Raw genomic sequence first — 24,239 nt, forward strand, 5'->3', positions numbered from 1 at the left:
ATATTTTATCCCTCATTTTCTAAAAGCTTTAATTTCGGCAAGAAACCAGGGAATGATACATTTACTGCATCAAACTGACGTATCGTTAATGGCGAATCACTTAAAATAGAGGCGACTGCAAGCATCATGCCAATTCTGTGGTCAGTTAAGCTATCTACTATAGCATTTCTAGTTAATTCAGAGGGATGAATAATTAATCCATCCTCTGTAGCTTGTAATTTAAAACCTAGTAAATTAAGCATATCTGCAGTTGTATCAATACGATTAGTTTCTTTTACCTTTAATTCCTCTGCGTCCTTAATCATACTTGTACCAGAAGCTTGAGTGCATAACAAAGCAATAATTGGCAATTCATCAATTGCTTTAGGAATTAAATCTCCTTCAATTGTGATTGGTTTCAAGTTGTTCGTATACTGAACTCTAATCGACGCAGTTGGTTCTGAAGACTCTGTAACATTAAATAATTCAATGTTACCATTCATTTGTTCAACGATATCTATAATACCTGAACGTGTAGGATTGATGCCAACATTATGAATTGTAATATCACTTCCTGGAGAAATCAAAGCAGCTACAATAAAGAAAGCAGCTGAAGAAATATCTCCTGGTACTACAAAGTTTTTAGGTTGAATATTGCTTATAGCATAAGGAGATGTTGTAATCACTTTTTGATTTACTTGTATTGGAATTTGATAATGTTTAAACATCGTTTCAGTATGATTTCTACTTATGTCTAATTCTGTAATTTGTGATGCTTCTTTTGAAAATAGACTTGCAAACAAAATTGCACTTTTAACTTGAGCACTTGCGACTTCCATTTGATAATTGATACCATTAATGGCTGAAGGCTTAATAATAAGTGGTGTATAGTTATTTTCAATACCATTAATATTTGCATTCATTAATTTTAAAGGTTTTAAAATACGATCCATAGGTCGTTTTCCTATCGATGTATCTCCAGATAAGACACACTCTATGCCCAATCCACTTAAAAGACCAGCAAGTAAGCGCGTTGTTGTACCAGAATTTCCAGTATATAACGTTTGATGTGGTATATTGAAATGTTGATATCCTGGAGAATTAACAATAAGACGATGTTCTTCAATTTCAATCTCAACACCTAAGAGTTTAAAAATTTCAATTGTACGTAAACAATCTTCACCTAGAAGCGGTTGTTCAATAATTGATTTACCTTTAGCGAGTGACGATAGCATAATTGCTCTATGCGTCATAGATTTATCTCCAGGTACTTCTATCTCACCCTTTAATGGACCATGAATATCTATTGTTTGACTTGTTGTCACAGTATTTCACCTACTCTACTAATAATTGTAGTTGTTTAAATGATTGCTTCAATATATTTTTTTCTACATGATATACATTAGGTTTACCTAATTTCTCGAGTAGAACCATTTGAATACCTTCACCATTATTTTTTTTATCTGATAACATATATTGATACATTTCTTCAAAATCAATCTGCTGAATTAAATCCAGCGGATAATTTAATTGATTCATATAATTAATATAATGTTGAATATCAAATTGTGTGCCAAGAAGATGATTTGCCACAATAAACTGATAAATCATCCCAATCATAATGGCATGACCATGAGGTATTTTATACTTATATTCTACTGCATGTCCAAAGGTATGACCTAAATTTAAATATTTTCTAACATTACTTTCTTTTTCATCTTTTATAATAATGTTTAGTTTTGTTTTTATGCCCTTAAAAATAAATTGATCCATATCTTTAAGTGATTCAAGTGTTTTCCTATCTGAAAAGTGTTTTTCAATATCTTCTGTAGCAACTGCGCCAGTCAATAAAGCATGCTTATATACCTCAGCGTATCCACTTAAAATTTCATGATAAGGTAAAGTTTTTAAAAAATTTAAATCATATATGACTGCTTTAGGTCTATAAAATGCGCCTATAAGATTTTTACCATGGGAAGAATTTATTCCAACTTTGCCTCCTACACTTGAGTCATGCGCTAATATCGTTGTAGGTACTTGTATAAAATCAACACCTCTTAATAATGTAGAAGCTAAGAATCCTGTAAAATCTCCTGTGGCCCCACCACCTATAGCCACTAAACATGTATTACGAGTAAGGTTCATTCCTAGTAGTTGTTCCATGATAGATTGATAATGATTAAACGTTTTCATTTTTTCACCGGCAGGAACGATAACTTTTTGAATGTTTGAATTGTGACATAATATTTCAAATTTATCTCTAAAATTAAAATCAACAAATTCATCTATAATTAAGAATACTTTATCGTAATCTTGAATATAATCGGATAAATATTTAAATGCATGATGTTCTACAATAATTGGATAATTATCACTGTGATATGTGGTTTGTAATTGCATGATATACCTCATTTCTAAAGGTTAATTAAAGATGTTTAAAATTCTATATTTAACTTTCTACGTTCTTCAATTTGTTCTTTAAGTTGATCGATATGATTAGATTGGAACTCTTCTAAAAGAGCTTTAGCAACTTCAAATGCAACGACATGTTCGCAAACAACGCTTGCTGCTGGAACTGCACAACTATCTGAACGTTCTATAGTTGCTTTAAAATCTTCTTTAGTATTAATATCTACTGAATTTAAAGGTTTATATAAAGTTGGAATAGGTTTCATAACGCCATTTACAATGATAGGCATACCATTAGTCATTCCACCTTCAAAGCCACCTAAATGATTAGATCCTCTATAATAACCTCTTTCAGAATGATATAAAATTTCATCTTGAATTTCGCTTCCAGGTTTTTCAGCAGCTTTAAACCCTTCGCCAAAGCTGACACCTTTGAAGGCATTAATACTTACAACACCTTGTGCAATGCGTCCATCGAGTTTACGATCATAATGCACGTAGCTACCTACTGCAACTGGCATATTTTCAACCATAACTTGAACTACGCCACCTATAGAGTCGCCTTCCTTTTTAGCTTCATCGATTTTATCTCTCATTTTTTGAGCAATCGATTCATCAATCACACGTACATCATTTTTATCGATATTTTGTTTAAATGTTTCTGTATCGTATAACCCTACATCTTTAATTCCACCAATTTCTACAACACGACTATACATATGAATGTCTAGTTGAGAAAGTAAAATTTTGGACACTGCTCCTACAGCTACACGTGCAGCTGTTTCTCTTGCAGAAGAACGTTCAAGTACATTTCTCAAATCACGATGATTATATTTCATTCCGCCAATTAAGTCTGCATGACCAGGTCTTGGCTTTGTAATTGTACGTTTCATATTTTCACGTGCCTCGTCACTAATTGGTTCAATACCCATAATATTTCTCCAATGAGTAAAATCATCATTTTTAACTACAATTGTAATTGGACTACCTAAAGTAAAGCCATTTCTTACACCAGAAACAATTTCTACCGCATCTTTTTCAATTTGCATTCGACGTCCTCTACCGTATCCACCTTGACGCTTAAACATTTCTTTATTTATTTCCTCAGCTCTCATTTCTAAGTTAGCTGGAACACCTTCAATAATCACGGTTAGTTGTGGACCATGTGATTCTCCTGAAGTTAAATATCTCATGATTAATAGCTCCTTTCCTTTACCACTTTAAATAGTATTATGTATTATTTGTTATCATATCATATTCAATGAAATTACATAACTAGTGTAGAATAATTGGTGTTTGAAAATTCAAATAATTTTATATAAAAAAGTACCTAAGACAACTGTTGTCTTAGGTAGTTTCTAACATGTCGGCAGTCAATGGTTGAATTGAAAATAAATTCCAATTTATTCTACTTTTTAAAAATTATTCTTCATAAAGCCAATTTTCTCTATTAGCTTCGTAGCTATATATTTCATCATCATTAAACCATAAATTGATTTCTCTTTCAGCAGATTCTACAGAGTCTGATCCGTGAATAATATTTCTCCCTACTGTTAAACCATAATCGCCTCTTATAGTACCGGGAGCGGCTTCAGTGGGATTTGTTTTTCCGATAATATGTCTAGATACCGCAACTGCGTCTTCTCCTTCAACAACCATGGCAAACACAGGTCCAGAAGTTAAAAAAGAAACAAGTTTATGAAAAAACGGCTTCTCTGTATGTTCAGCATAATGTATGTTAACAGTATCTTTAGTTGGAATTATAAATTTACCGCCAACTATTTTTAAACCTTTTCTTTCAATTCTAGAAATAATTTCTCCTATTAAATTACGTTGTACTGCATCTGGCTTAATCATTAAAAAAGTGCGTTCCATTATACAAATCCCCCTAATTAAAAAATTGATTTAATATGTATAAATACATTTAATAGCAAACAACTTACTACTACTAAATACTAACAGGTTATTAAAGCGTTTTCAACTTTTTTCTATTCTTATGTATTTCTAGAACGCATTCTTTTAATAAGCTTTCTAAATAAATTTTGAGAATTTGGTTCCTCTAATTGATCAATTAAGTCGAGTGCTTTATTTAAATAATGATCGCTCACTTCTTGAGATTGTGTGATACTATTTGAATTCTTGATTTGATCAATAAGTGGATCAAATTGATGTTTATTTGTCAGGTGTGATAACTCAACAATTTGTTTTTTGAAAACCGGGTCTTTTTTCATCTCTAATAAAACTGGTAATGTAATATGACCATTCATTAGGTCACTACCCACAGGTTTACCTAATTTTTTCTCAGTACTTGTAAAATCTAAAATATCATCTACAATTTGAAAACTCATTCCAATATAATGACCAATCATTTTTAATTTTCGAATCGTCTCATTATCAGCTTGTGATGTTATTGCACCAACTTCTGTTGAAAGTTGAATAAGCAACGCCGTTTTTCTATTAATACGTCTCAAATAGTTCGTAATATTTTGATGACTATTAAATTGGTCTTGGAATTGGAAGAGCTCCCCTCTACAAACATCAACAATTGCGTTAGAAATAATAGTATGAACACGATGATCTTCAATTTTAGAAAGTTGTTTTAAACCTAAAGCTAGTAAGAAATTGCCAGTTAGGATAGCAGTAGTGACATCCCATTTTTTTTCAATAGTCAATTTACCACGACGTTTGTCACTTTTATCAATCACATCATCGTGCACAAGTGTTGCCATATGAATTAATTCTAAAGCTACTGCAACATGATACGTATCTTCAGTAATTTTCTTTGGTCCAAACTGACTACTAAGAAGAACAAATGCTGGACGCACTCGTTTGCCACCCGAAGATAATAAATGAAATGCTGCTTCTTGTAATACAGAATCATTACTTTTAATAGCATTTTTTAAACGCTTTTCAACATTTTTAATTTCACTATTCATACTTAACTTTGCCACATTAATCACCTTTTATTTAGTAGAAGTTTCTATTTATAGCCAAGGTGCATTGCAGCAACGCCACCTGTAAAGCTACGAACTTTTACATGACTGAAACCAGCCTGCTCAAATAAACGCTTTAATTTAGTTTTATCTGGAAAATTGAATGTAGATTGTTGTAACCATTCATATTCTTCCCTAGATTTAGCAAACAATTTCCCGAAAATAGGCATCACAAATTTAAAGTAAAGTTTATAAACTTGTTTAAATACGGGTAATGTTGGTTGACTTGTTTCTAAACATACAATCATACCGCCTGGTTTCAATACGCGATTTAATTCTTTTAATGTTGCTAAATAATCAGGCACATTTCTTAAACCGAAACCAATGGTTACATAATCGAATGTTTTATCCTCAAATGGTAAATTCATAGCATCGCCGTGCACTAAGTGAATATTAGGCATTGATTTAGTTTTTTCTTTACCAACTTCAAGCATATTTTCACTGAAATCTAAACCTGTAACTTCTCCATTAGGTCCTACTGCTCTACTTAAAGCAATAGTCCAATCTGCTGTACCACAACATACATCAAGTGCTTTACTTCCAGGTAACACATTCATATCTTTCATTACATGTTTACGCCATATTTTATGTTGTTCGAAGCTTATTATATTGTTCAATCGATCATATTTTTTAGAAATATTTTGAAAAACCGTATGAACTTGTTCTTTTTTTGCATTATTTTCAGTCATTAATTATTACCTCTACTTTTCTCTTTATCGCTTTGCTTTATATGTTTAATAAATTGGTTTATTTCATCTTCATCATATTCACTTAAATAAGAGGGATAATATTGATGTACCCCACTAAATAATTTTTCAAATATTTCATATTGAGAAATCTCAATATCTGTAAAATGAGAAATAGTTATAAAAGGGAAAAGTGTTTCTATATCTAACACAGCCTTATATATATCATGACGCTCGAGTGAATGATGATGCAATGAAGTTTTAAGCTCATTAGATTTTATAATCGCTTCACTCATTAGCTTTTGATATGACACATCACCAATTTCAGATATTAAAGTATAAAAATGAGCACTTAATAAGTCACCAATTAGAATTGATTTCTTAGATAATTTATTTTTAGAAATATCATCTAGATGCTTCATTGAAGTATCAATAGTGAGGCAGGCAAGTTTAGCATTTTCTGGAATATTAAAATGATCTAAAACATCACTTAATCCTTTATTAATGTGAATTGCTTCATATTCATTAATTCCTTTAAGCCTTTGAGTAATTTGTCTATTTAATTTGCTTAATGTTCTTTCCATGTTCACACCTCACGTTAGTATCAATATACATATTAACATTATATTCATAAAAATAAAATATAGTGCTTATGACGAAAATAACTTCACAGACGCTTCACAGTGAATTGTACAATTATAAATAAAACATATGTATTTAGAATTAAACAATATATAAAATAAAAAGCCCTTATAGGGCTTTTTAAGTAAATTATTTTACAGCATCTTTTAATGCTTTACCAGCTTTGAATGCTGGAACTTTACTTGCAGGAATTTCGATTTCTTTACCTGTTTGAGGGTTACGTCCTTTACGTGCAGCACGTTCACGTACCTCGAAGTTTCCGAAACCAATTAATTGAACTTTTTCACCTTTAGAAAGTGAGTTTTGAATTGATTCGAAAACAGCGTCTACTGCTGAACCAGCTTCTTTTTTAGTTAAATCAGCTTGTTCTGCAACCGCATTGATTAAGTCAGTTTTATTCATTATGAGTTCACCTCCAGATGAATGATAATGATAAATTTATATCATTATGGTATGACTTTAACACAATAATTCCCTTTACCGCAACGATTTATATACTTAAAACGTTGAATTATCAGTATTTCGTGAATAATTTTATAAAATATTTGCGTTAAATAGCAAAATTACACTTTATTCAGCTTTTTTATCTCGTCCCATTAAATCCTTCACACTATCTTTCACTGGTTTATCTTCAAATAATACTTTGTATAAAGCATTGGTTATTGGCATATCAACATTTTGAGCTTTTGCTAAATGATATACTGAATTTGTTGTATAAATTCCTTCAACAACCATATTCATTTCGTTAAGTGCTTCTTCAGTCGTTTTACCTTTTCCTAATTTATATCCTAAAGTATAATTTCTTGAATGAGTAGACGTACACGTTACAATTAAATCACCAATGCCACCAAGACCTAGAAAAGTCATAGGATCAGCCCCTAGCTTTTCACCTAGTCGACTAATCTCAGCTAAACCTCTTGTCATTAAAGCAGCTTTAGCATTATCACCATAACCCATTCCAGCAACAATACCACTTGCTACAGCAATAATGTTTTTAAGTGCACCACCTAGTTCTACACCTATCAAATCATTATTAGTATATACTCGTAAGTAATCATTCATGAATAAATCTTGAATAAGTTTACTTATACGTTCATCTTTTGACGAAGCTGCAACAGTTGTAGGTTGTTTAATTACAACTTCTTCAGCATGACTTGGTCCAGATAGTACCCCCACACCATTTTTATGGTTCTTAGATACTGAATCTTCAATCATTTCTGATACACGTTTAAATGTTTCATTTTCAATACCTTTTGCAACGTGAATAAATGTTTTTTTAGTTTTAATATGTTGATTAATTTCAGTCACAACGTCTCTAATTGCTTTTGTAGGTAAAGCAATTAAAAATATATCTGAAAAATTAACTGCTTGTTCTAATTGATTTGTTGCTTTAATTGTTTCAATTAATGTTACGTCTTTCAGGTACCGTTTATTTTGATGAGATTGATTAATTTCATCTACAGTATTTTCATTTTTTCCCCACATTAAAACTGAATGGCCATTCTCTGCTAAAACATTTGCTAATGCAGTACCAAAACTTCCTGTACCAAAAACTGTAATCTTAGTCATCTTAATCTCTCCTCTTAGTTTCTTCTTCTAGGGATGATATGAATAGGCGTTCCTTCAAAACCAAATGCATCTCTAATTTGATTTTCAAGATAGCGTTTATAAGAAAAATGCATTAACTCAACATCATTTACAAAAACCACAAATGTTGGTGGTTCAATAGCCACTTGAGTAGTATAGAAGACATTTAAACGTCTACCTTTATCTGTAGGTGTAGGATTCATTGAAATTGCATCCGTCACCACCTCGTTAAGTGTTGAGCTTTGAACACGTTTTTTGTGATTTTCACTTGCTTCTCTTATATAAGGGAAAAGTGTTTTTAATCGTAGTCGCTCTTTTGCCGATACGAAAGCGATAGGTGCATAATCTAAAAATTGAAATTGATTACGTACATCATCAGCAAATTTTTTCATAGTATTAGTATCTTTTTCTACAGCATCCCATTTATTTACAACAATCACCATTGCTTTTCCTTCTTCATGAGCATATCCAGCAACGCGCTTATCTTGTTCAATAATTCCTTCTTCGGCATCAATAACTAATAACACCACATTTGAACGCTCAATTGCTTTTAAGGCTCTTAATACAGAGTATTTCTCAGTTGACTCATATACTTTACCTTTTTTTCTCATACCTGCTGTATCTATTAACACGTAATCTTGTCCATCATAGCTATACTCAGTATCTACAGCATCTCGAGTTGTACCTGCTACATTTGATACAATAACACGTTCTTCACCTAAAATGGCATTTACTAAACTAGATTTACCCACATTTGGACGGCCAATAATAGATAAACGAATAGTGTCATCATCATATGGATCACTATCTTCTTCTTTAAAATGTTTAACGACTTCATCTAATAAATCACCTAGACCTAAACCATGTGAACCAGAAATTGGATAAGGATCGCCAAAACCTAAAGAGTAAAAATCAAAAATATCACTTCTCATTTCAGGATTATCTACTTTATTTACTGCTAAAACAACAGGTTTTTTTGATTTATAAAGTAATTGAGCCACCATTTCATCACTTTGAGTGAGACCTTCCCTCACATTTACCATAAAGATAATAACGTCTGCTTCATCAATAGCGATTTCTGCTTGAGCTCTTATTTGTGTTTGGAAAGGTGCATCTCCGATTTCGATGCCTCCAGTATCAATGATATTAAATTCATGTGTTAACCATTCGCCTGAAGAATAAATACGATCACGCGTAACACCTGGAGTATCTTCAACAATTGATACACGTTCACCTACTACTCTATTAAAAATTGTAGACTTCCCCACATTAGGTCTACCTACAATTGCTACAATAGGTTTAGTCATAAGCTAACTTCCTCTCTTTCTAAAATCTCTATAATTTTATCATACGCAATGATGATTTAAAAACAAGTATATATTGTCATACGATAGATAGTGAGTAAAGATAAATAAAAAAAGAGCAAGAAAGAATTCTATTTGAATATCTTTTCTTGCTCTCATCATTAAATTAAATAATAAAATATTTAATATTAGAATTTTAAGTTTTTAAATTTATCACCAAAAACGTCACCTAAAGTTGGATTGTCTTCATCTGTTTCATTAGATAAATATGATTGAGTTGTAGCTTCGTCACTTTCAATCACATCTTCATTTGGTAATGTAGCTTTAATAGATAAAGAAATACGCTCATTTTCTTCATCAATACCTAAAATTTTAACGCTCACTTGTTGTCCTGGTTCTAACACTTCACTTGGTGTACCAATATGTTTATGAGCAATTTCTGAAATGTGTACAAGTCCTTGAACACCAGGAGCAATTTCCACAAAAGCACCAAAGTTAGCCAAGCGAATTACTTTACCTTCGATAACGTCGTTTTCGTGGAATTTACCTTTAATATTTTCGAATGGAGTTGGTAAAGTATCTTTAATAGATAAAGAAATACGTTCAGAATCTTTTTCAACAGATTTAACTTTAACGTCTACTTCTTGTCCAACACTTACCACGTCTTCAGGAGATTGAACATGCTCATGTGATAATTCTGATACGTGAACTAATCCATCAACGCCACCAATATCTACAAAAGCACCAAAGTTAGTAAGACGTGCAACTTTTCCTTTGATAACGTCTCCTTCATTAAGTGAATCTAATAACGATGCTTTTTTAACGTCATTTTCAGCTTGTTCAACTGCTTTACGGCTTAAAATGACTCTATTATTTTCAGGATCTAATTCTTCTACTTTAAGACGAATGGTTTGTCCTTCAAATACAGAGAAATCTTCAATGAAATCAGTTGAAATGAGTGACGCAGGAACGAATCCTCTTTGGCCCACATCCACAACTAAGCCACCTTTAACTACTTCAGTAACTTTAGCTTCGATTACTTCGTCATTATCAAGCTTTTCTTGTAAATATTCATATGATTTTTCGGTTTCAAGTTGACGTTTTGATAAAATGTAAGCGCCTGATTCATTTTCTTCGTCAATTTCAATTTTGGTTACATATGCTTCAATTTCATCACCCTCTGAAATAATCTCACTTGGATTTTCAATGTGATGAGTTGAAAGTTGGCTAATTGGAATAATTCCGTTATATTTAGCCCCATCAATATGAACTACTACTTGTTTATCTTCAACTTGTTGAACTTTTCCAGTGACTTTGTCACCTTCTTTAATATCATTAATCATTGATTCATTGAATTCTTCAGTCATCATGTTTGCCTCCTTATACACTACATAACTATAACATCTTATAAACACGAGGAATTGTCAAGAAATACCCCTTTAGTTTCATAAGTTTTTAAAAAATATATCATTTTTTAAAATTATTTAATATTAAGCAATAGAAAAATATATTTATTAATATCGATGAAAATCGAAACTTATGATTGAATATAAGACTAAGAAAATTTATTGTTTATATTTTCATAATTAATTATATATAACTAAAATAGCTATTTAAAATAATTCGCTTATACTTTAGTCATTTGACGAATTAAATTAAATAGCTATGTATGAAAATTACAGATTCTCTACTAACTTTAATATTTCTTCAGTTACGTCTTCTATAGTTTTACTCGTTGTATCCACTGTTATAGCATCTTCCGCTTTTCTTAAAGGTGAAATATCACGATTCATATCGTAATGATCTCTTTCTTCAATCTCTTTTTTTAATTGATTTAAAGTGGAAGGAATGCCACGTAATTCATTCTCTTTTTGTCTTCTTTCCGCTCTTTCATCTACAGAGGCAATCATATATACTTTTAACTCAGCATCTGGAAGAACGACGGTACCAATATCTCTACCGTCCATAACAATTCCTTTTTTTATTGCTAATTCTTTTTGTTTTTGTACGGCGTAGGTGCGTACAGGTTCTTTTGATGCAACATATGAAACATGTTGTGTGACATCATTTTCTCTTAAATAGTCTGTCACATCCTCGTTATCTAAAATAATTCGTTGGCCTTTTGATGGATTGTAAGTTAATTCTAAAGAAGTATGATTAATTAAATTTTGAAAATCTTCAGGAGCATCTTGCTTTAAATATTTATACGTTATTGCACGATACATTGCACCAGTATCGACATAAATCATTGATAATTTACTAGCTACTTGTCTTGCAATTGTACTTTTCCCAGCAGCAGCAGGACCATCTAATGCAATATTAATTGGATTCATAACATTTTTCCTTTCTTGTTGTTTTATCTGTATTATTTTATCATAAATATATATTTTAAAAATAGGAGGAGTTTAATGAAAAAGATACTTGTTATTCATACAGGTGGAACAATTAGTATGTCTCAAAATCAACTCAATCAGGTCGTTACAAATGATATCAATCCTATTTCATTGCATAAAAACATCATAGATCAATATGCAAATGTATATGAAATAAGTCCCTTTAATGTGCCATCACCACATATCACACTTTCTCATGTCATAAAGTTAAAAGATATCATTATGAAGGAATTTTCTAAGAATCATTATGATGGATGTGTGATTACACATGGCACAGATACGTTAGAAGAAACAGCTTATTTGCTCGATTTAACAATCGATATAAGTCAACCTATTGTTATAACAGGTGCAATGCGTTCATCAAACGAGATTGGTTCAGATGGGCTATATAACTTTATCTCAGCAATTAGAGTTGCAACTTCATTAGAAGCTTCTGATAAAGGCGTGATGGTCGTATTTAATGACGAAATACATACTGCGAGAAATGTTACTAAAACACATACCTCGAATATCAATACCTTTCAGAGTCCTAATCAAGGCCCTTTAGGTATCTTAACTAAAGATCGTGTTCAATTTTATAATCGTCCATATCGACAAAAAGTATTTCCAAGAATAGATGAAAGTTTAAATGTGCCATTAATTAAAGCGTATATGGGAATGACTAAGGATGTTTTAGAATTTTATGCTCAACAAAACGTTCAAGGTATAATTATTGAAGCGTTAGGCCAAGGTAACTTACCTCCAAGTTGTTTGAAAGGTATTGAATCATGTGTCAAAAAAGATATTCCTATCGTACTCGTGTCTCGCTCATTTAATGGCATTGTAAGTCCAGTATATGATTATGAAGGTGGAGGTTTTCGATTAGCTGAAGAGGGTCTTATTTTTTCTAACGGATTAAATGGCCCTAAAGCAAGATTAAAACTTTTAATTGGTTTAAGTAACCATATGAATCATAAGGAATTGAAAGAATACTTTGAAACTTAAAAAAGAGAGAAACAATGATGATGCACTCATTGTTTCTCTCTTTTAATTAAAATAAATGAAATTTAACTTTCTAGTGGAGTTTGTTTTTTTCTTAAAATACTTTGAGCGATAATGCCACCATGATATTTACCGTTTTCAATGAAAATTGAATTATTATCATTACCAGCTGCTATAACACCAGCAATATAACAGTTTTCCACATTTGTTTCATACGTTTCTTTATTATAAATTGGAGCTGTTCCAAATTCATTAGTATGAATATCTATACCAATAGATTGTAAAAACTTATAGTCTGGATGATAACCAATCATTGCAAAAACAAAGTCATTTGGTATTGTTACTGTTTCCCCATTCTTTTCATAAGTTACTGAATGTTGAGTGATTTCAGTAACATTTGCATCAAATTCCATATCGATTTTTTCATGGTTAACTAAAGATTCAAAGTTTGGCAAAATCCAAGGTTTAATTGCTGCTGAATATCGATCTCCACGATACAATACAGTCACATTTGCCCCAGCCTTTTCCAATTCCAAAGCTGCATCTACTGCAGAATTCTTACCTCCAATAACCACGACATCTTGATTGAAGTATGGATGTGCTTCTTTAAAGTAATGTTTAACTTTAGATAAATCCGCACCTTTAACATCTAAAGTATTATGTTGACCATAATAACCAGTCGCAACTGTTAAAAATTTACATTCATACACGTCTTTAGTTGTTGTAATTGTAAATTTATTTCCAATTTTTTTAACTGTTAATACTTCCTCAAAAGGATGTACATTCAACTGATGAAATCTTACTACTTCTCTATAATAGACAAGTGCTTGGTTACGACGAGGTTTACTTTCCTCTACAATAAATGGCACATCTCCAATACTTAATTTATCGCTAGAAGAGAAAAAAGTTTGATGCGTAGGATAATGATAAATAGCATCTACAATGTTACCTTTTTCAATTACTAGTGTTTCTATGCCTTTTTTCTTTTGCTCAATTGCTGCACTTAAACCACATGGGCCTCCACCAATAATAATACTTTCAATTGTTTGCATGTTTAATGGCCTCCTTTAATCACTAACATATTATATCAGTTTACAGATATATTTCTAAATAAAAATATTTACATTGTTATTTACTTATCTTCAAATGAACATAAAAAAGATACACCATTTTAGGTGTACCTTTTTTAATACATTCAGATATTATTGAGGAATAACTAATTTTTGACCATTTACAATATTATTACTAGTTAAGCCGTTAGCTCGTTTTAATTTATTTACATTTTCAACTGTACCTTCACCATAGTATTGAATTGCAATACGATATAAATTATCATTACCAGATACTACGTGAGTTTGTTGGCCAGCACTATTACTTGATTGTGTGCTATTTTGAGTTGATTGAGAATTTGAGTTATTGTCTGAACTTGATGAATTGTTATATACATTTGATTTATTGTTATCATTTTCAGATGTTGCACTTTCAGTAGAATTTTTATCATTATTATTGTTTGATGTACTGTTTTCTGTTGTAGCTACTTCATTTGACTCATTACTATCTTTTTTAGTGCTATTATCTGATTCGCTTGATTTATCTTCTTTTGTTGCTACTTTTTCATTTGATTGGTCTTTTTCATTTGTAGCTTTGTCTTTAGCGTTATCTTTGTTCTCAGTTTGTTCTGTTTTATTATCTGCAGTGTTATTGTTTTTTTCTTTATGGTCATTGTTAAGATACATGCCAATAAAAATAGCTAGAGCAGCTAAAATAAGTAATAAAGCTATGAGTGGAAGTAAAATTCCCATTAAACCACGTTTTTTATTACCGTTATGTGCTTGGAAACCATCATTATCTTCGTATTCACGATGTTTATCAGCATCATGATGATTTAGATTGTTATGTTCATCATGTTGTTTATGTTTAGAAGCGGCAGCACCAGCAGCACCTGCTCCAGCTGCGCCAGCACCAACTGCAGCAGCTTTTTTGCCTTTATTACCTTTTTTTCTGTGATGTTTATTATCTAGTTCATTATTATCTTCGCTGTTATGTTGAACGCTTCTATTTTCATTATCTCTATAATTTTCATCATCATGACGATTATTTTTACGTTTTTTATTACGTGATGCTTTTGCTCCAACAGCTCCTGTAGCAGCAGCTCCTCCAGCAATTGTTGCGTCTTTTCCGATTTTTGAATGATGAGCTTCATGTCTATCGTTATCTTGATCAAAATCACGATGACGACGATGATCACTATTCATTCTATCATCACTATTATCATCATTTTCATAACTATCGTCCTCAAGACGATGATTAGAATGACGATTATGTTCATCATAACGCTCATCTACATCGGAACGTTGATTATTCTCATCATTCTCGTGATTATGATGAGAATTATTATCGTTATGTACTTTGTCAAATGTCTCCTCATCATAACGGTCATCTAATGAACCTTCTTCATAATCATTAACCTGATCATTAAATTTTTTGTTACGACTAGAAGATTGGTTTCTTCTTCTTTGTCGTCTTTGTGCATTTCTTGGTGGAAACTGTTGATCGGTTTCATTGTTAAAATTGTCTATTTCATCGTTAGTTTCATTATTTACACGATCGAATTGATCGTTTGAATCTATCGATTGTCGATTTTTTTCAAAATCATCCTTAAAATTATCTCTAGACATAGTCAACATCCTCTCTTTTTCTTATTTTAATTGTCACATTATTTATACCCAAGTAATGCATAAATATGTATCATTTTTAAATTTCTTATAAATCACTATGTAATTTAATTATATCCTGTATAAAATATTTTAGTAAAGTAAAGTCACTAAACTCTAAATAAGTTTTTAATTTTTTCATTGAAAGTAAATTGTCTTTTAACTTTTTTTCTGTTGTAACACTCAATTTTACTTAAATCTGAATCATTGTCACAACATTCATTAGGTTGATTAGGAGATTCTCCAAAAAATTCCAATAAAAATTTTCTTCTACATTGATCTATACGAGTATAACCTATAATTCTTTGATAACCAGCTTGTTTACGTATATATGAGGTTTTAAAAATGTGTTTCAATTCTTTAAATGTATAATTTTGGTGTAATACTGTTAAAATTTCTTCTTTATTAGGTGGAAGGAATGCGCCTAGCTCAAAAGTTTCGACATCTTCTGTTACGATAGCATCATTAAATAGTAACGTCTCTAGAATATAAGCATCGTCTGGTTGATATAGACTAATCGCTTGACTTTGTTTTCCATCTCTCCCAGCTCTTCCAATTTCTTGTAAATAATTTGAAGGACTAGATGATAAATGAAAATGAATCACAGTCCGAATGTCTTTTTTATTAACCCCCATTCCAAAAGCACTAGTAGCTACAATAACTGGAATAAAATTATTAATAAATTGATTTTGAACAGTTTGACGTTCTTGATAAGTTAAATCCCCATGATAAATACCAGTTAAATATCCATGTTGATAAATGAGTTTTGCGAGTTGTAAGCATATTTTCTTAGATGATACATAAATAATTGTGGGACCTGAAGATTCAATAAATTTCAATAACCATTCTATTTTTTCGTCGTCATCCTTGAAATTAAAATGTGATAACGAAATATTTTTACGATTCATAGTAGTTTGTATAGTGTTTAATTTAACTTTTAAAATATGTTCTAAATCACTTGTTAAATGTGGCGGTGCAGTAGCAGTTAATGCTAAAATAGTCGCTAATTTAAAATGATGAGTGATTTGACCGATAAGTGCGTAATGCGGTCTGAAATCATATCCCCATTCTGATAAGCAATGCGCTTCATCTAATACTACTAAACCAAATGGGATGTTTTTAATTAAATTGAAATGATGAGATTGAAGAATAAATTCAGGACTTAGAAATATAAAACGACTTTGATTTAATAAATTGATATTTTCCTTCTTTTCTTGTTCATCCATACCTGAATGAATACATACAACCTTTCGTTCACCTTGAGATTTAAGTTGCATCACTTGATCGTCCATTAAAGAAATTAGCGGTGAAATAATAAGAGTAGGTTTTTGTTGCATATAAGTTGGAAATTGGTAACACAGACTTTTCCCACTACCTGTTGGCAAAACACCAAGTGTATGATTGCCTTGTAACACACTTTCTATAACTTCTTTCTGACCTGGGTGAAAACTTTCATGTCCAAACCATTGTTTAAGATTGTTCTCTAACATTGATTTCACCTCTTTCTATCCCAACAATCATGAGTTTAATTTCAAAGTATGATAAATGGTCAAACTCTTGTTTATATATTTTTAATCTTTCTCCTTTATGCTCTGTATAGTATTGAGTAAATTGAAAAACATCTTTTTTCTCTACGTAATTTTCGTAATTTTTCTCATAGCCTTTAATAAATAATTCTAAAATATGATCTTCTATTGTATTGAGTTTAACATTCTGTGCAATTGCAATTTCATTTAAACTCAAACCTTGATGAAGATATTGTTGAGTAATAGATGTTTTATTTAATAATGATGAAAGAATAATACATTCAGACAATATAGGATAACGTTGTTTATTTTCAATTTCACTTCCTAAGGTGACTAAATTATTCAATTCTAATGTATATAATTTTGAAATAGAAATATTCTCAATCAAACTTACCTGTTGTCTTGTATACATAGGCTCATCATAACCATGCAAATAATAATGAAGGTAACACTTATTATTGTTATTTAAACTGATTGCTTGAAATAAATCAGTCACTTCATTTTCAAAATCTTTTATTAAATCATTTTTAATAATAGTTCCATAAATCTTTTTAACTTTATTTTGAATAATAACTTGTTGGTTCATTGGTACGAATTTAAGTTGATGATGGAGATATTGAGATATCGTCTGAATTAATAATTGAATACATTTAAAAGTATTATTAAGACTGTCATAAGTGAACCGAGGATGCACCTTGATATTTAATTCTTTTATATCATTTTTATTCAAAAGTCGTTCAAATGTCTGATATTTTAATTTAGGTAAACTATGATATAATGATAAAAGTTGTTGAGAGCTCGCATCAAAAAACGTTTGATGTGACTTTTTTCCACTTAAAATATTATATATACTTTTATTAGTTTTATAATTGAATGAGTGATGTTTAACATAACTAATCATTTCTTGCATGAGTGAACTCCTCTTTTATAGAACTTTTATATCTAGAATATAATAAAATTATTTATTATGACTAGTGTAGCATTTTTATCAAAGGAGGCGAATAAAATGGCAAAGTACACAATCGTTGATATGGATACATGTATTGCTTGTGGTGCTTGTGGCGCTGCTGCACCAGATATTTACGATTATGATGACGAAGGTATTGCTTTCGTAATCCTTGACGATAATCAAGGTACTGCAGAAGTACCAGAAGAATTATATGAAGATATGGAAGATGCTCTTGAAGGCTGTCCAACTGATTCAATTAAAATTGAAGAAGAGCCTTTTGATGGAGATGCCTTAAAATTTGAATAAATCTGTAAATAAAATTGTATTACCATAATTATAATATAAAACCTCCGATGATTCCTACTTAGAAGTCATCGGAGGTTTTAATTTTATTTCAACACTTTTTTTAAACGGCGATATAGCAAGATAAAAATGATCGATATGACACATCCTTTAATAATATTAAAAGGAATAATACCAGATAAAATGATTACTTTTAAATTAGTAAACACATCACCAAGATTAAATATCATACCATATAAAGGTAGTAAGACAAAATAATTTAAAATACTTAAAACGATAGTCATTGCAATAGTACCGGCAACTAATCCTATAATTAGTGAACGACGAGATGAATATTGTTTACGATGACTAACAAAATAAGCTGTTAGTAAAAAACTAGCTCCAGCTAAAAAATTTGCCACAGGCCCAACAGGATCGCCAATATTAAATAAGAAATTTAATATATTTTTAATTAATGCTACAAGAAGACCAGATAAAGGACCAAAAATAAAAGTAGCTAATAAAGTCGGTACATCACTAAAATCTAATGTTAAGTATGGAGGCAAAAATGGTAACGGAAATTTCAAAAATGTTAATATGAATGCAATTGCACTCAACATACTTATGGTAATTAAACGCTTATTTTGTTGCATATTCAGTTTTCTCCTTCCATTCATCTTACTAAGAATTGGAGGATACTTTTACACAACAAAAAACCTCCACCTTCTCCCATCCAGACTATACTGTCGGCTTCAGATTTACACTGAATCAGCCACTTCTATTGAAGCAGGTCGCAGGCTCAAATTACTGCCGGTTGGGAATTACACCCTACCCCGAAGATGAATTATTGAATTTATCATTTAAAATTTATATTACACGAATAAATCTTTCATTGCAATATGTCTGTTTATTTATAAAAATGAGAGATATGTTTCATCAGTTTCATCGACTGATTTTAAATTAATATGACATGAAATATTATATTTAAAAAACTATAGATATAAAAATGCTCTTCAAAGTTTTATCTTTAACTTTGAAGAACATAATCTCAAAAAATTTGGATATTTAATCCTATTTTGTTGAAAGTTAATTATTTAGAATCTATAGAAGGTTTAGGTAATTTAATAATAAAGGTTGTGCCTTTATTCACTGTACTTTCTACAGAAATAATTCCGCCATGCTCTTGAATAATCATCTTACTAATAAATAATCCTAAACCAGTTCCTTGTTTACCCCTAGTTCTAGAAGCTTCTACTTTATAAAAACGATCAAATACATGATCAAGATGTTCAGGAGCAATACCGCTACCTGTGTCGTTTATATTTAAAATTTGATACTGACTATCTTTATTAGCAGTAATCGTAATTGAATCTCCAGGGTGTGTATAGCGTGTTGCATTATCAATTAAGTTTGTGAGTACTTGATCAATTCGATCAGCATCGTAATTCCATAAATCATCTTCATTAATATTTGGTAACAAGTCTATGTTTAGTTCTAAATCTTGTGCTTGTTGACGGTATTTAAGTTGTATTTTGCGTAATAATGGCATTATGGGCTGTATTTCTTTATTAATGGTTAATCCTTCCGCATCCATTCTTGCAACATTTAAAAGCTCGTTGACAAGGCGATTAAGTCGTTTTGTTTCATCTAATACAATTGATAGTGATTCTTTGATTTCGTTAGGTTCTGTTACAATGCCATCAACTATCGATTCAGTATAACCTTGTAATAACGAAATCGGTGTACGGAGTTCATGGGATACGTTTGCGATAAAATCTTTTTTCATTTGATCAAGATTATGTTCATTTGTCATATCTCTTATGATGATTACAATTCCACTACGACCATCTTGTTGAATACGATCAATATAACTCATTATAAATACATAATACTTAGAGTTTATTGCATATTCATTAAACTCTGTGCCTTTTGAATGAAACGTGGCATTAATTTGATTTTTAATTTCTGAATAAATAGATTTATCAATTGTCGGTAGTATTTGGTCTGCCATTTTGTTAGATAAAATAATTTCACTTTTATCATTTAAACCCACTACACCTTCAATCATAGAATTAAATAAACGATCACGAATATTTTTTTGAGTAGATAAAGCTTCAATGTGCTCTTGAATTTTATAACTCATATTATTAAAAGTATAAGAAAGTTCACCAATTTCATCTTTCGTATTTACGGTTGTTTTTTGAGAGTAATCTCCATTCGATACATTAATTGCCTGTGTACTTAATTTTCTAAGTGGTTTAGTAATACGATTAGATAAAAAGAACGCAAAAATCGTTGAAACAATAAAAAATACAATAGCAGTAATTAAAATAATAATGGTAATTGCATTATTAGTATCTTCAATTGTTTTTAAATCTTGATATATAAATACTCCGCTAAACTTAGCATGCTTACGATCTTGAGATTGCATCGGATATCCTAAAAGAATATAAGAATGGGATGTCCCTTTTTCACTTATTGTGACATTTTGTGTGGCAGATTTCCCTGTATTAAATACTTTATTAAAGTTGTCGTTGTTTTGAATTTCTTTTAACATTCTTTTTTTAATCAAATTATATGATTTTTCTGCTGACATATTTTTATTAGACATAATAATAACGCCACCTGTGCCATCAATCAATTCCTGACTATGTTGTATGGCAAGTGACTTGTTATCAGCTTTTTCAACAAGGTGACTAATTCTTGAAGCATCTTCTCTTATAGCATTTTCTGTTTGTTGGGTGTAATAATATTGAATAAATGTAATTAATGCTGCACTTAATAAAATTAAAACTGTCGTTACTATAAATATTATAGTTAACCACAGTTTTATAACAACACTATTTAGACGATTCATCATTTGTATTGACCTCAAATTTGTAACCGACACCCCAAACGGTTTGAATCATATGTGCTGCTTCTTCAGAAACTCGATTTAATTTTTCTCTTAATCGTTTAACATGTGTGTCTACAGTTCTTAAATCACCATAAAATTCATAATGCCAAACTTCTTTTAATAGTTGTTCACGATCAAATACTTTATTAGGTGTTTTTGCTAAGTATATTAATAACTCATATTCTTTTGGAGTTAAATTCACTTGTTGTTGATCCGCTAATACACGATGCGCATCATTATCGATAATAAGATGATTAAACTCAATGACATCTCTTGCATGTGGTTCGCTTTGTTCTGGTTTAGATGTTTGAGTTCTACGTAGTAATGCTTTCACTCTTAATACGACTTCTCGGGGAGAGAAAGGCTTCACTATATAATCATCTGCACCTGATTCGAACCCTTCCACACGATTAGTTTCTTCGCCCTTAGCTGTAAGCATAATAATAGGCGTATCTTTATGCTCACGTAATTTTGACGACATTTCAATACCATCCATTTCAGGCAACATTAAATCTAAAAGAATGCACGCATAGTCATTTTCCATAGCAAGTTCATATGCTTCTTTACCATCACTTGCTTCATGGATAGTAAACGATTCTCTTTCTAAGTAAAGTTTTAATAATCTTCTGATTCTATCTTCATCGTCTACAATTAATATTTCATTCGTCATTACAATATACCTCCTACACATGCTCTATACCGTTTTAATTATAGCATATTCACTATATTAAAGCTTTCTATTCAATTGACTTTGTGAAAAAAATATCAAAATATCTTTTTTAATGTAGAACCTATGATTTATTATTACAGTGAATAAATAAAAAAAGAATACACATTGTAATTGAGAATATACTTTGTATTGTTAAGTTATTTCGAATTAATTACCATTTTCAGCCATATGTCTTAATATTTTCACCTCATGAGGTGTTAATACTCTACCTTCACCTGCATTTAATCCTTTTAAATTAAGATTTCCAAATTCGATTCGTATTAATTTATCGACGGTGTGATTAAAATGTTCGAACATACGTCGAACTTGTCTATTTCTACCTTCGCTAATAGTTATTTCAACCAGTGTCGTATTTTTTTCTTTATTTTGATTTTTTATTTTAACTTGAGCAGGTTGTGTAAAACCATCCTCTAATTCAATTCCTTGTTCTAATGATTTAACTTCTTCTCTCATTAAATACCCTTTTAATTTTGCAACATATTTTTTTTGAATATGATATCTGGGATGAGTCATTAGGTTAGTAAATTCACCATCATTTGTAAGTAATAATAACCCTGAAGTATCATAGTCTAATCGTCCAACTGGATAAATTCTTGCTTCTAAATCTTTAAAATAATCTGTTACAACCGTTCTACCTCTATCATCTGAAACACTAGTAATAACTTGCGTTGGTTTATAGAACAGAATATAAATTTTATCTTCTTGCTCAATTTTAATTCCTTCAACTTCAACAGTGTCTGAAGATTTAACTTTCGTTCCAAGTTCTGTAACTACTTGACCATTTACTTTCACTTTACCTTCAGCGATTAAAGTTTCTGCCTTTCTTCGAGAGGTATATCCACTGTTAGCAATTCGTTTTTGAAGTCTTTCTAAATCTTTATTCATTTTATTTCTCCTTTTGATTTGTAAGTGTACTAAAGAAATTCTCAATCTCTTCGTTATCTTCTTCAGTAGATGGTAATTCTTCTATTGATTTCATTCCAAAAACATTTAAAAATAAATCAGTAGTCATGAGTAAATGACTCCGCGAATTCTCCATGTCTTTTGCTTCAATAAGTCCTCTAGCAATTAATGTTCTCACTGCACCATCAGAATTGATACCTCTTGTTATTTCGATATCACTTCTAGTTAATGGTTGATTATAAGCAATAATTGATAGTGTCTCCATAGCAGCTTGAGATAATTTCATGTTTGCTTTTTGCTTCACTAGTACTTCGATAAAAGGTGCACACTCTTTTTTGGAGGTTAACATATAAATGGAACCATATCTTTGTATTTCAAGACCTTTTGAATGATACGTCGAAATTAATTGATCAAGTTCATCTAAATCCATTTTTAAAATATCTGCAAGCTGACGTGCTTCCAGTCCTTCATCGCCTACAGTAAATAATAAGGACTCTATAATTCCAAGGTTATCCAATCGCATAGTTCACTCCTCTAATGATATTGATGTCTTCAAAGTTATTTGACTGTTCTATATTAATAAGACCTGCTTTAGCCATTTCTAATATTGCTAAGAAATGTGTAACGACTTTACTCACAGGTTCATTAAAGTTAAATAAACTAAAGAAGTTAAATGCTGTTTGTTTCTCTAAATGTTTAGCAACCACTTCAGTAGCTTGTTGAATTGTAAAAGTATCTTTTGAAATTTCAACTACTTTTGGCGTATTTAATGCTACTCTATTTTTTACTCTTTGGTATGCAACAATCAGTTGAGTCAAATCAATCGTTTGATTTTTGTCCCAATGCGTTTCTTTTTCCAAGTGAGATAAATCAGCTGGTGATTTAGTATAATATAATTCTCGTTCTTTTTTTAATTCTGTTAATAGTAAAGAATATTCTTTATAATTTTGATATTCGATTAAACGACCTACAAGGTCCTCACGAGGATCTTCTTCTAAGTCATTTTCAGTTTCTTGTTGTGGCAATAATAATCTACTTTTTATCATTAATAATTCTGAAGCCATCACTAAATATTCACTTGCAATATTAATTTCAACTTCTTTCATTGCATGAACATATTGCATATATTGTTCAGTTAAAGCTTTCATTGGTATATCATAAATATCTATTTCATATTTATGAATTAAATGAAGAAGTAAATCTAATGGGCCATTAAAAGCATCTAATTTAACTTCGTACATAAATTAACTTCCTTGTATTATAAA

Annotated in this window: 24 protein-coding genes and 1 riboswitch; of the genes, 2 read left to right on the top strand and 22 right to left on the bottom strand. The window is 30.7% G+C overall.

Annotation, left to right across the window (positions count from 1 at the left end; translation table 11 throughout):
- Nucleotides 1-5: 5 nt before the first annotated feature.
- From aroA to cmk, 12 genes are all read right to left on the bottom strand, one after another.
- On the bottom strand, nucleotides 6-1,304 hold the full coding sequence (gene aroA / locus CD034_RS05290) for a 3-phosphoshikimate 1-carboxyvinyltransferase (RefSeq protein WP_002449768.1): 1,299 nt from the start codon (nucleotides 1,302-1,304) through the stop codon (nucleotides 6-8).
- 10 nt (nucleotides 1,305-1,314) lie between these two features.
- Nucleotides 1,315-2,379, bottom strand: coding sequence for a 3-dehydroquinate synthase (gene aroB, locus CD034_RS05295; RefSeq protein WP_002449806.1), 1,065 nt, complete (start codon nucleotides 2,377-2,379; stop codon nucleotides 1,315-1,317).
- Nucleotides 2,380-2,414: 35 nt separating this feature from the next.
- Nucleotides 2,415-3,581: a chorismate synthase gene (gene aroC / locus CD034_RS05300; protein ID WP_002449816.1), complete on the bottom strand. Its 1,167-nt coding sequence runs from the start codon at nucleotides 3,579-3,581 to the stop codon at nucleotides 2,415-2,417.
- Between the two features lie 229 nt (nucleotides 3,582-3,810).
- A complete protein-coding gene (ndk, locus tag CD034_RS05305; RefSeq protein ID WP_002449736.1) occupies nucleotides 3,811-4,263 on the bottom strand; it encodes a nucleoside-diphosphate kinase in 453 nt (150 codons plus the stop codon).
- Between the two features lie 119 nt (nucleotides 4,264-4,382).
- Entirely contained in the window at nucleotides 4,383-5,339 is a 957-nt protein-coding gene (locus CD034_RS05310; protein WP_002449820.1) for a polyprenyl synthetase family protein, read from the bottom strand.
- A gap of 29 nt (nucleotides 5,340-5,368) precedes the next feature.
- The gene (locus tag CD034_RS05315; RefSeq protein ID WP_002449836.1) at nucleotides 5,369-6,070 is read right to left on the bottom strand and encodes a demethylmenaquinone methyltransferase; all 702 of its coding nucleotides are present in this window, start codon (nucleotides 6,068-6,070) and stop codon (nucleotides 5,369-5,371) included.
- A complete protein-coding gene (locus tag CD034_RS05320; protein ID WP_002449710.1) occupies nucleotides 6,070-6,651 on the bottom strand; it encodes a hypothetical protein in 582 nt (193 codons plus the stop codon). Before CD034_RS05320 ends, CD034_RS05315 begins: the two co-directional genes overlap by 1 nt.
- Nucleotides 6,652-6,838: 187 nt before the next feature.
- Nucleotides 6,839-7,111 carry a non-specific DNA-binding protein Hbs gene (gene hbs, locus CD034_RS05325; RefSeq protein ID WP_002449794.1) on the bottom strand — a complete coding sequence of 91 codons (273 nt, stop codon included), beginning with the start codon at nucleotides 7,109-7,111 and terminating at the stop codon, nucleotides 6,839-6,841.
- Nucleotides 7,112-7,279: 168 nt separating this feature from the next.
- Nucleotides 7,280-8,278 carry an NAD(P)H-dependent glycerol-3-phosphate dehydrogenase gene (locus tag CD034_RS05330; RefSeq protein WP_002455320.1) on the bottom strand — a complete coding sequence of 333 codons (999 nt, stop codon included), beginning with the start codon at nucleotides 8,276-8,278 and terminating at the stop codon, nucleotides 7,280-7,282.
- A gap of 14 nt (nucleotides 8,279-8,292) precedes the next feature.
- Nucleotides 8,293-9,603: a ribosome biogenesis GTPase Der gene (gene der, locus CD034_RS05335; protein WP_019835234.1), complete on the bottom strand. Its 1,311-nt coding sequence runs from the start codon at nucleotides 9,601-9,603 to the stop codon at nucleotides 8,293-8,295.
- 185 nt (nucleotides 9,604-9,788) lie between these two features.
- On the bottom strand, nucleotides 9,789-10,967 hold the full coding sequence (gene rpsA / locus CD034_RS05340; protein WP_049336186.1) for a 30S ribosomal protein S1: 1,179 nt from the start codon (nucleotides 10,965-10,967) through the stop codon (nucleotides 9,789-9,791).
- A gap of 309 nt (nucleotides 10,968-11,276) precedes the next feature.
- A complete protein-coding gene (gene cmk / locus CD034_RS05345; protein ID WP_002449771.1) occupies nucleotides 11,277-11,933 on the bottom strand; it encodes a (d)CMP kinase in 657 nt (218 codons plus the stop codon).
- Between the two features lie 75 nt (nucleotides 11,934-12,008).
- On the opposite strand from cmk, the gene CD034_RS05350 reads away from it, so the two are divergent.
- On the top strand, nucleotides 12,009-12,977 hold the full coding sequence (locus CD034_RS05350; protein WP_002449857.1) for an asparaginase: 969 nt from the start codon (nucleotides 12,009-12,011) through the stop codon (nucleotides 12,975-12,977).
- 62 nt (nucleotides 12,978-13,039) lie between these two features.
- On the opposite strand, the gene ypdA is transcribed toward CD034_RS05350, so the two are convergent.
- The 4 genes from ypdA to CD034_RS05370 form a co-directional block, all read right to left on the bottom strand.
- A complete protein-coding gene (ypdA, locus tag CD034_RS05355; protein ID WP_002449760.1) occupies nucleotides 13,040-14,026 on the bottom strand; it encodes a bacillithiol disulfide reductase YpdA in 987 nt (328 codons plus the stop codon).
- Nucleotides 14,027-14,176: 150 nt separating this feature from the next.
- On the bottom strand, nucleotides 14,177-15,652 hold the full coding sequence (gene ebpS / locus CD034_RS05360) for an elastin-binding protein EbpS (protein WP_002449732.1): 1,476 nt from the start codon (nucleotides 15,650-15,652) through the stop codon (nucleotides 14,177-14,179).
- A 146-nt stretch (nucleotides 15,653-15,798) separates the two neighbouring features.
- Entirely contained in the window at nucleotides 15,799-17,178 is a 1,380-nt protein-coding gene (locus tag CD034_RS05365) for a RecQ family ATP-dependent DNA helicase (RefSeq protein ID WP_002449846.1), read from the bottom strand.
- Nucleotides 17,159-18,124 (bottom strand): helix-turn-helix domain-containing protein, encoded by a 966-nt coding sequence (locus tag CD034_RS05370; protein WP_002455317.1) that lies wholly within the window; start codon nucleotides 18,122-18,124, stop codon nucleotides 17,159-17,161. The genes CD034_RS05365 and CD034_RS05370 overlap by 20 nt, the downstream gene beginning before the upstream one ends.
- 96 nt (nucleotides 18,125-18,220) lie before the next feature.
- Between CD034_RS05370 and CD034_RS05375 the strand changes: the two genes are divergently transcribed.
- A complete protein-coding gene (locus CD034_RS05375) occupies nucleotides 18,221-18,469 on the top strand; it encodes a ferredoxin (protein WP_002449743.1) in 249 nt (82 codons plus the stop codon).
- Nucleotides 18,470-18,552: 83 nt separating this feature from the next.
- On the opposite strand, the gene CD034_RS05380 is transcribed toward CD034_RS05375, so the two are convergent.
- The 6 genes from CD034_RS05380 to CD034_RS05405 form a co-directional block, all read right to left on the bottom strand.
- Nucleotides 18,553-19,098, bottom strand: a complete 546-nt coding sequence (locus tag CD034_RS05380) for an ECF transporter S component (RefSeq protein WP_002449844.1) — start codon at nucleotides 19,096-19,098, stop codon at nucleotides 18,553-18,555.
- Nucleotides 19,099-19,162: 64 nt separating this feature from the next.
- A riboswitch (FMN riboswitch) is annotated at nucleotides 19,163-19,290 on the bottom strand.
- Nucleotides 19,291-19,535: 245 nt separating this feature from the next.
- Entirely contained in the window at nucleotides 19,536-21,302 is a 1,767-nt protein-coding gene (locus CD034_RS05385; RefSeq protein WP_002455316.1) for an ATP-binding protein, read from the bottom strand.
- Nucleotides 21,286-22,011 (bottom strand): response regulator, encoded by a 726-nt coding sequence (locus CD034_RS05390; protein ID WP_002449874.1) that lies wholly within the window; start codon nucleotides 22,009-22,011, stop codon nucleotides 21,286-21,288. The genes CD034_RS05385 and CD034_RS05390 overlap by 17 nt, the downstream gene beginning before the upstream one ends.
- Nucleotides 22,012-22,218: 207 nt before the next feature.
- Complete coding sequence (locus CD034_RS05395) at nucleotides 22,219-22,956, bottom strand: pseudouridine synthase (protein WP_103288185.1); 738 nt, start codon at nucleotides 22,954-22,956, stop codon at nucleotides 22,219-22,221.
- Nucleotide 22,957: 1 nt separating this feature from the next.
- On the bottom strand, nucleotides 22,958-23,491 hold the full coding sequence (gene scpB, locus CD034_RS05400; protein ID WP_002449749.1) for an SMC-Scp complex subunit ScpB: 534 nt from the start codon (nucleotides 23,489-23,491) through the stop codon (nucleotides 22,958-22,960).
- Complete coding sequence (locus tag CD034_RS05405) at nucleotides 23,484-24,215, bottom strand: segregation and condensation protein A (protein ID WP_002449902.1); 732 nt, start codon at nucleotides 24,213-24,215, stop codon at nucleotides 23,484-23,486. Before CD034_RS05405 ends, scpB begins: the two co-directional genes overlap by 8 nt.
- Between the last annotated feature and the right edge of the window lie 24 nt (nucleotides 24,216-24,239).

The sequence above is a fragment of the Staphylococcus hominis subsp. hominis genome, assembly GCF_002901845.1.
GTDB lineage: Bacteria > Bacillota > Bacilli > Staphylococcales > Staphylococcaceae > Staphylococcus > Staphylococcus hominis.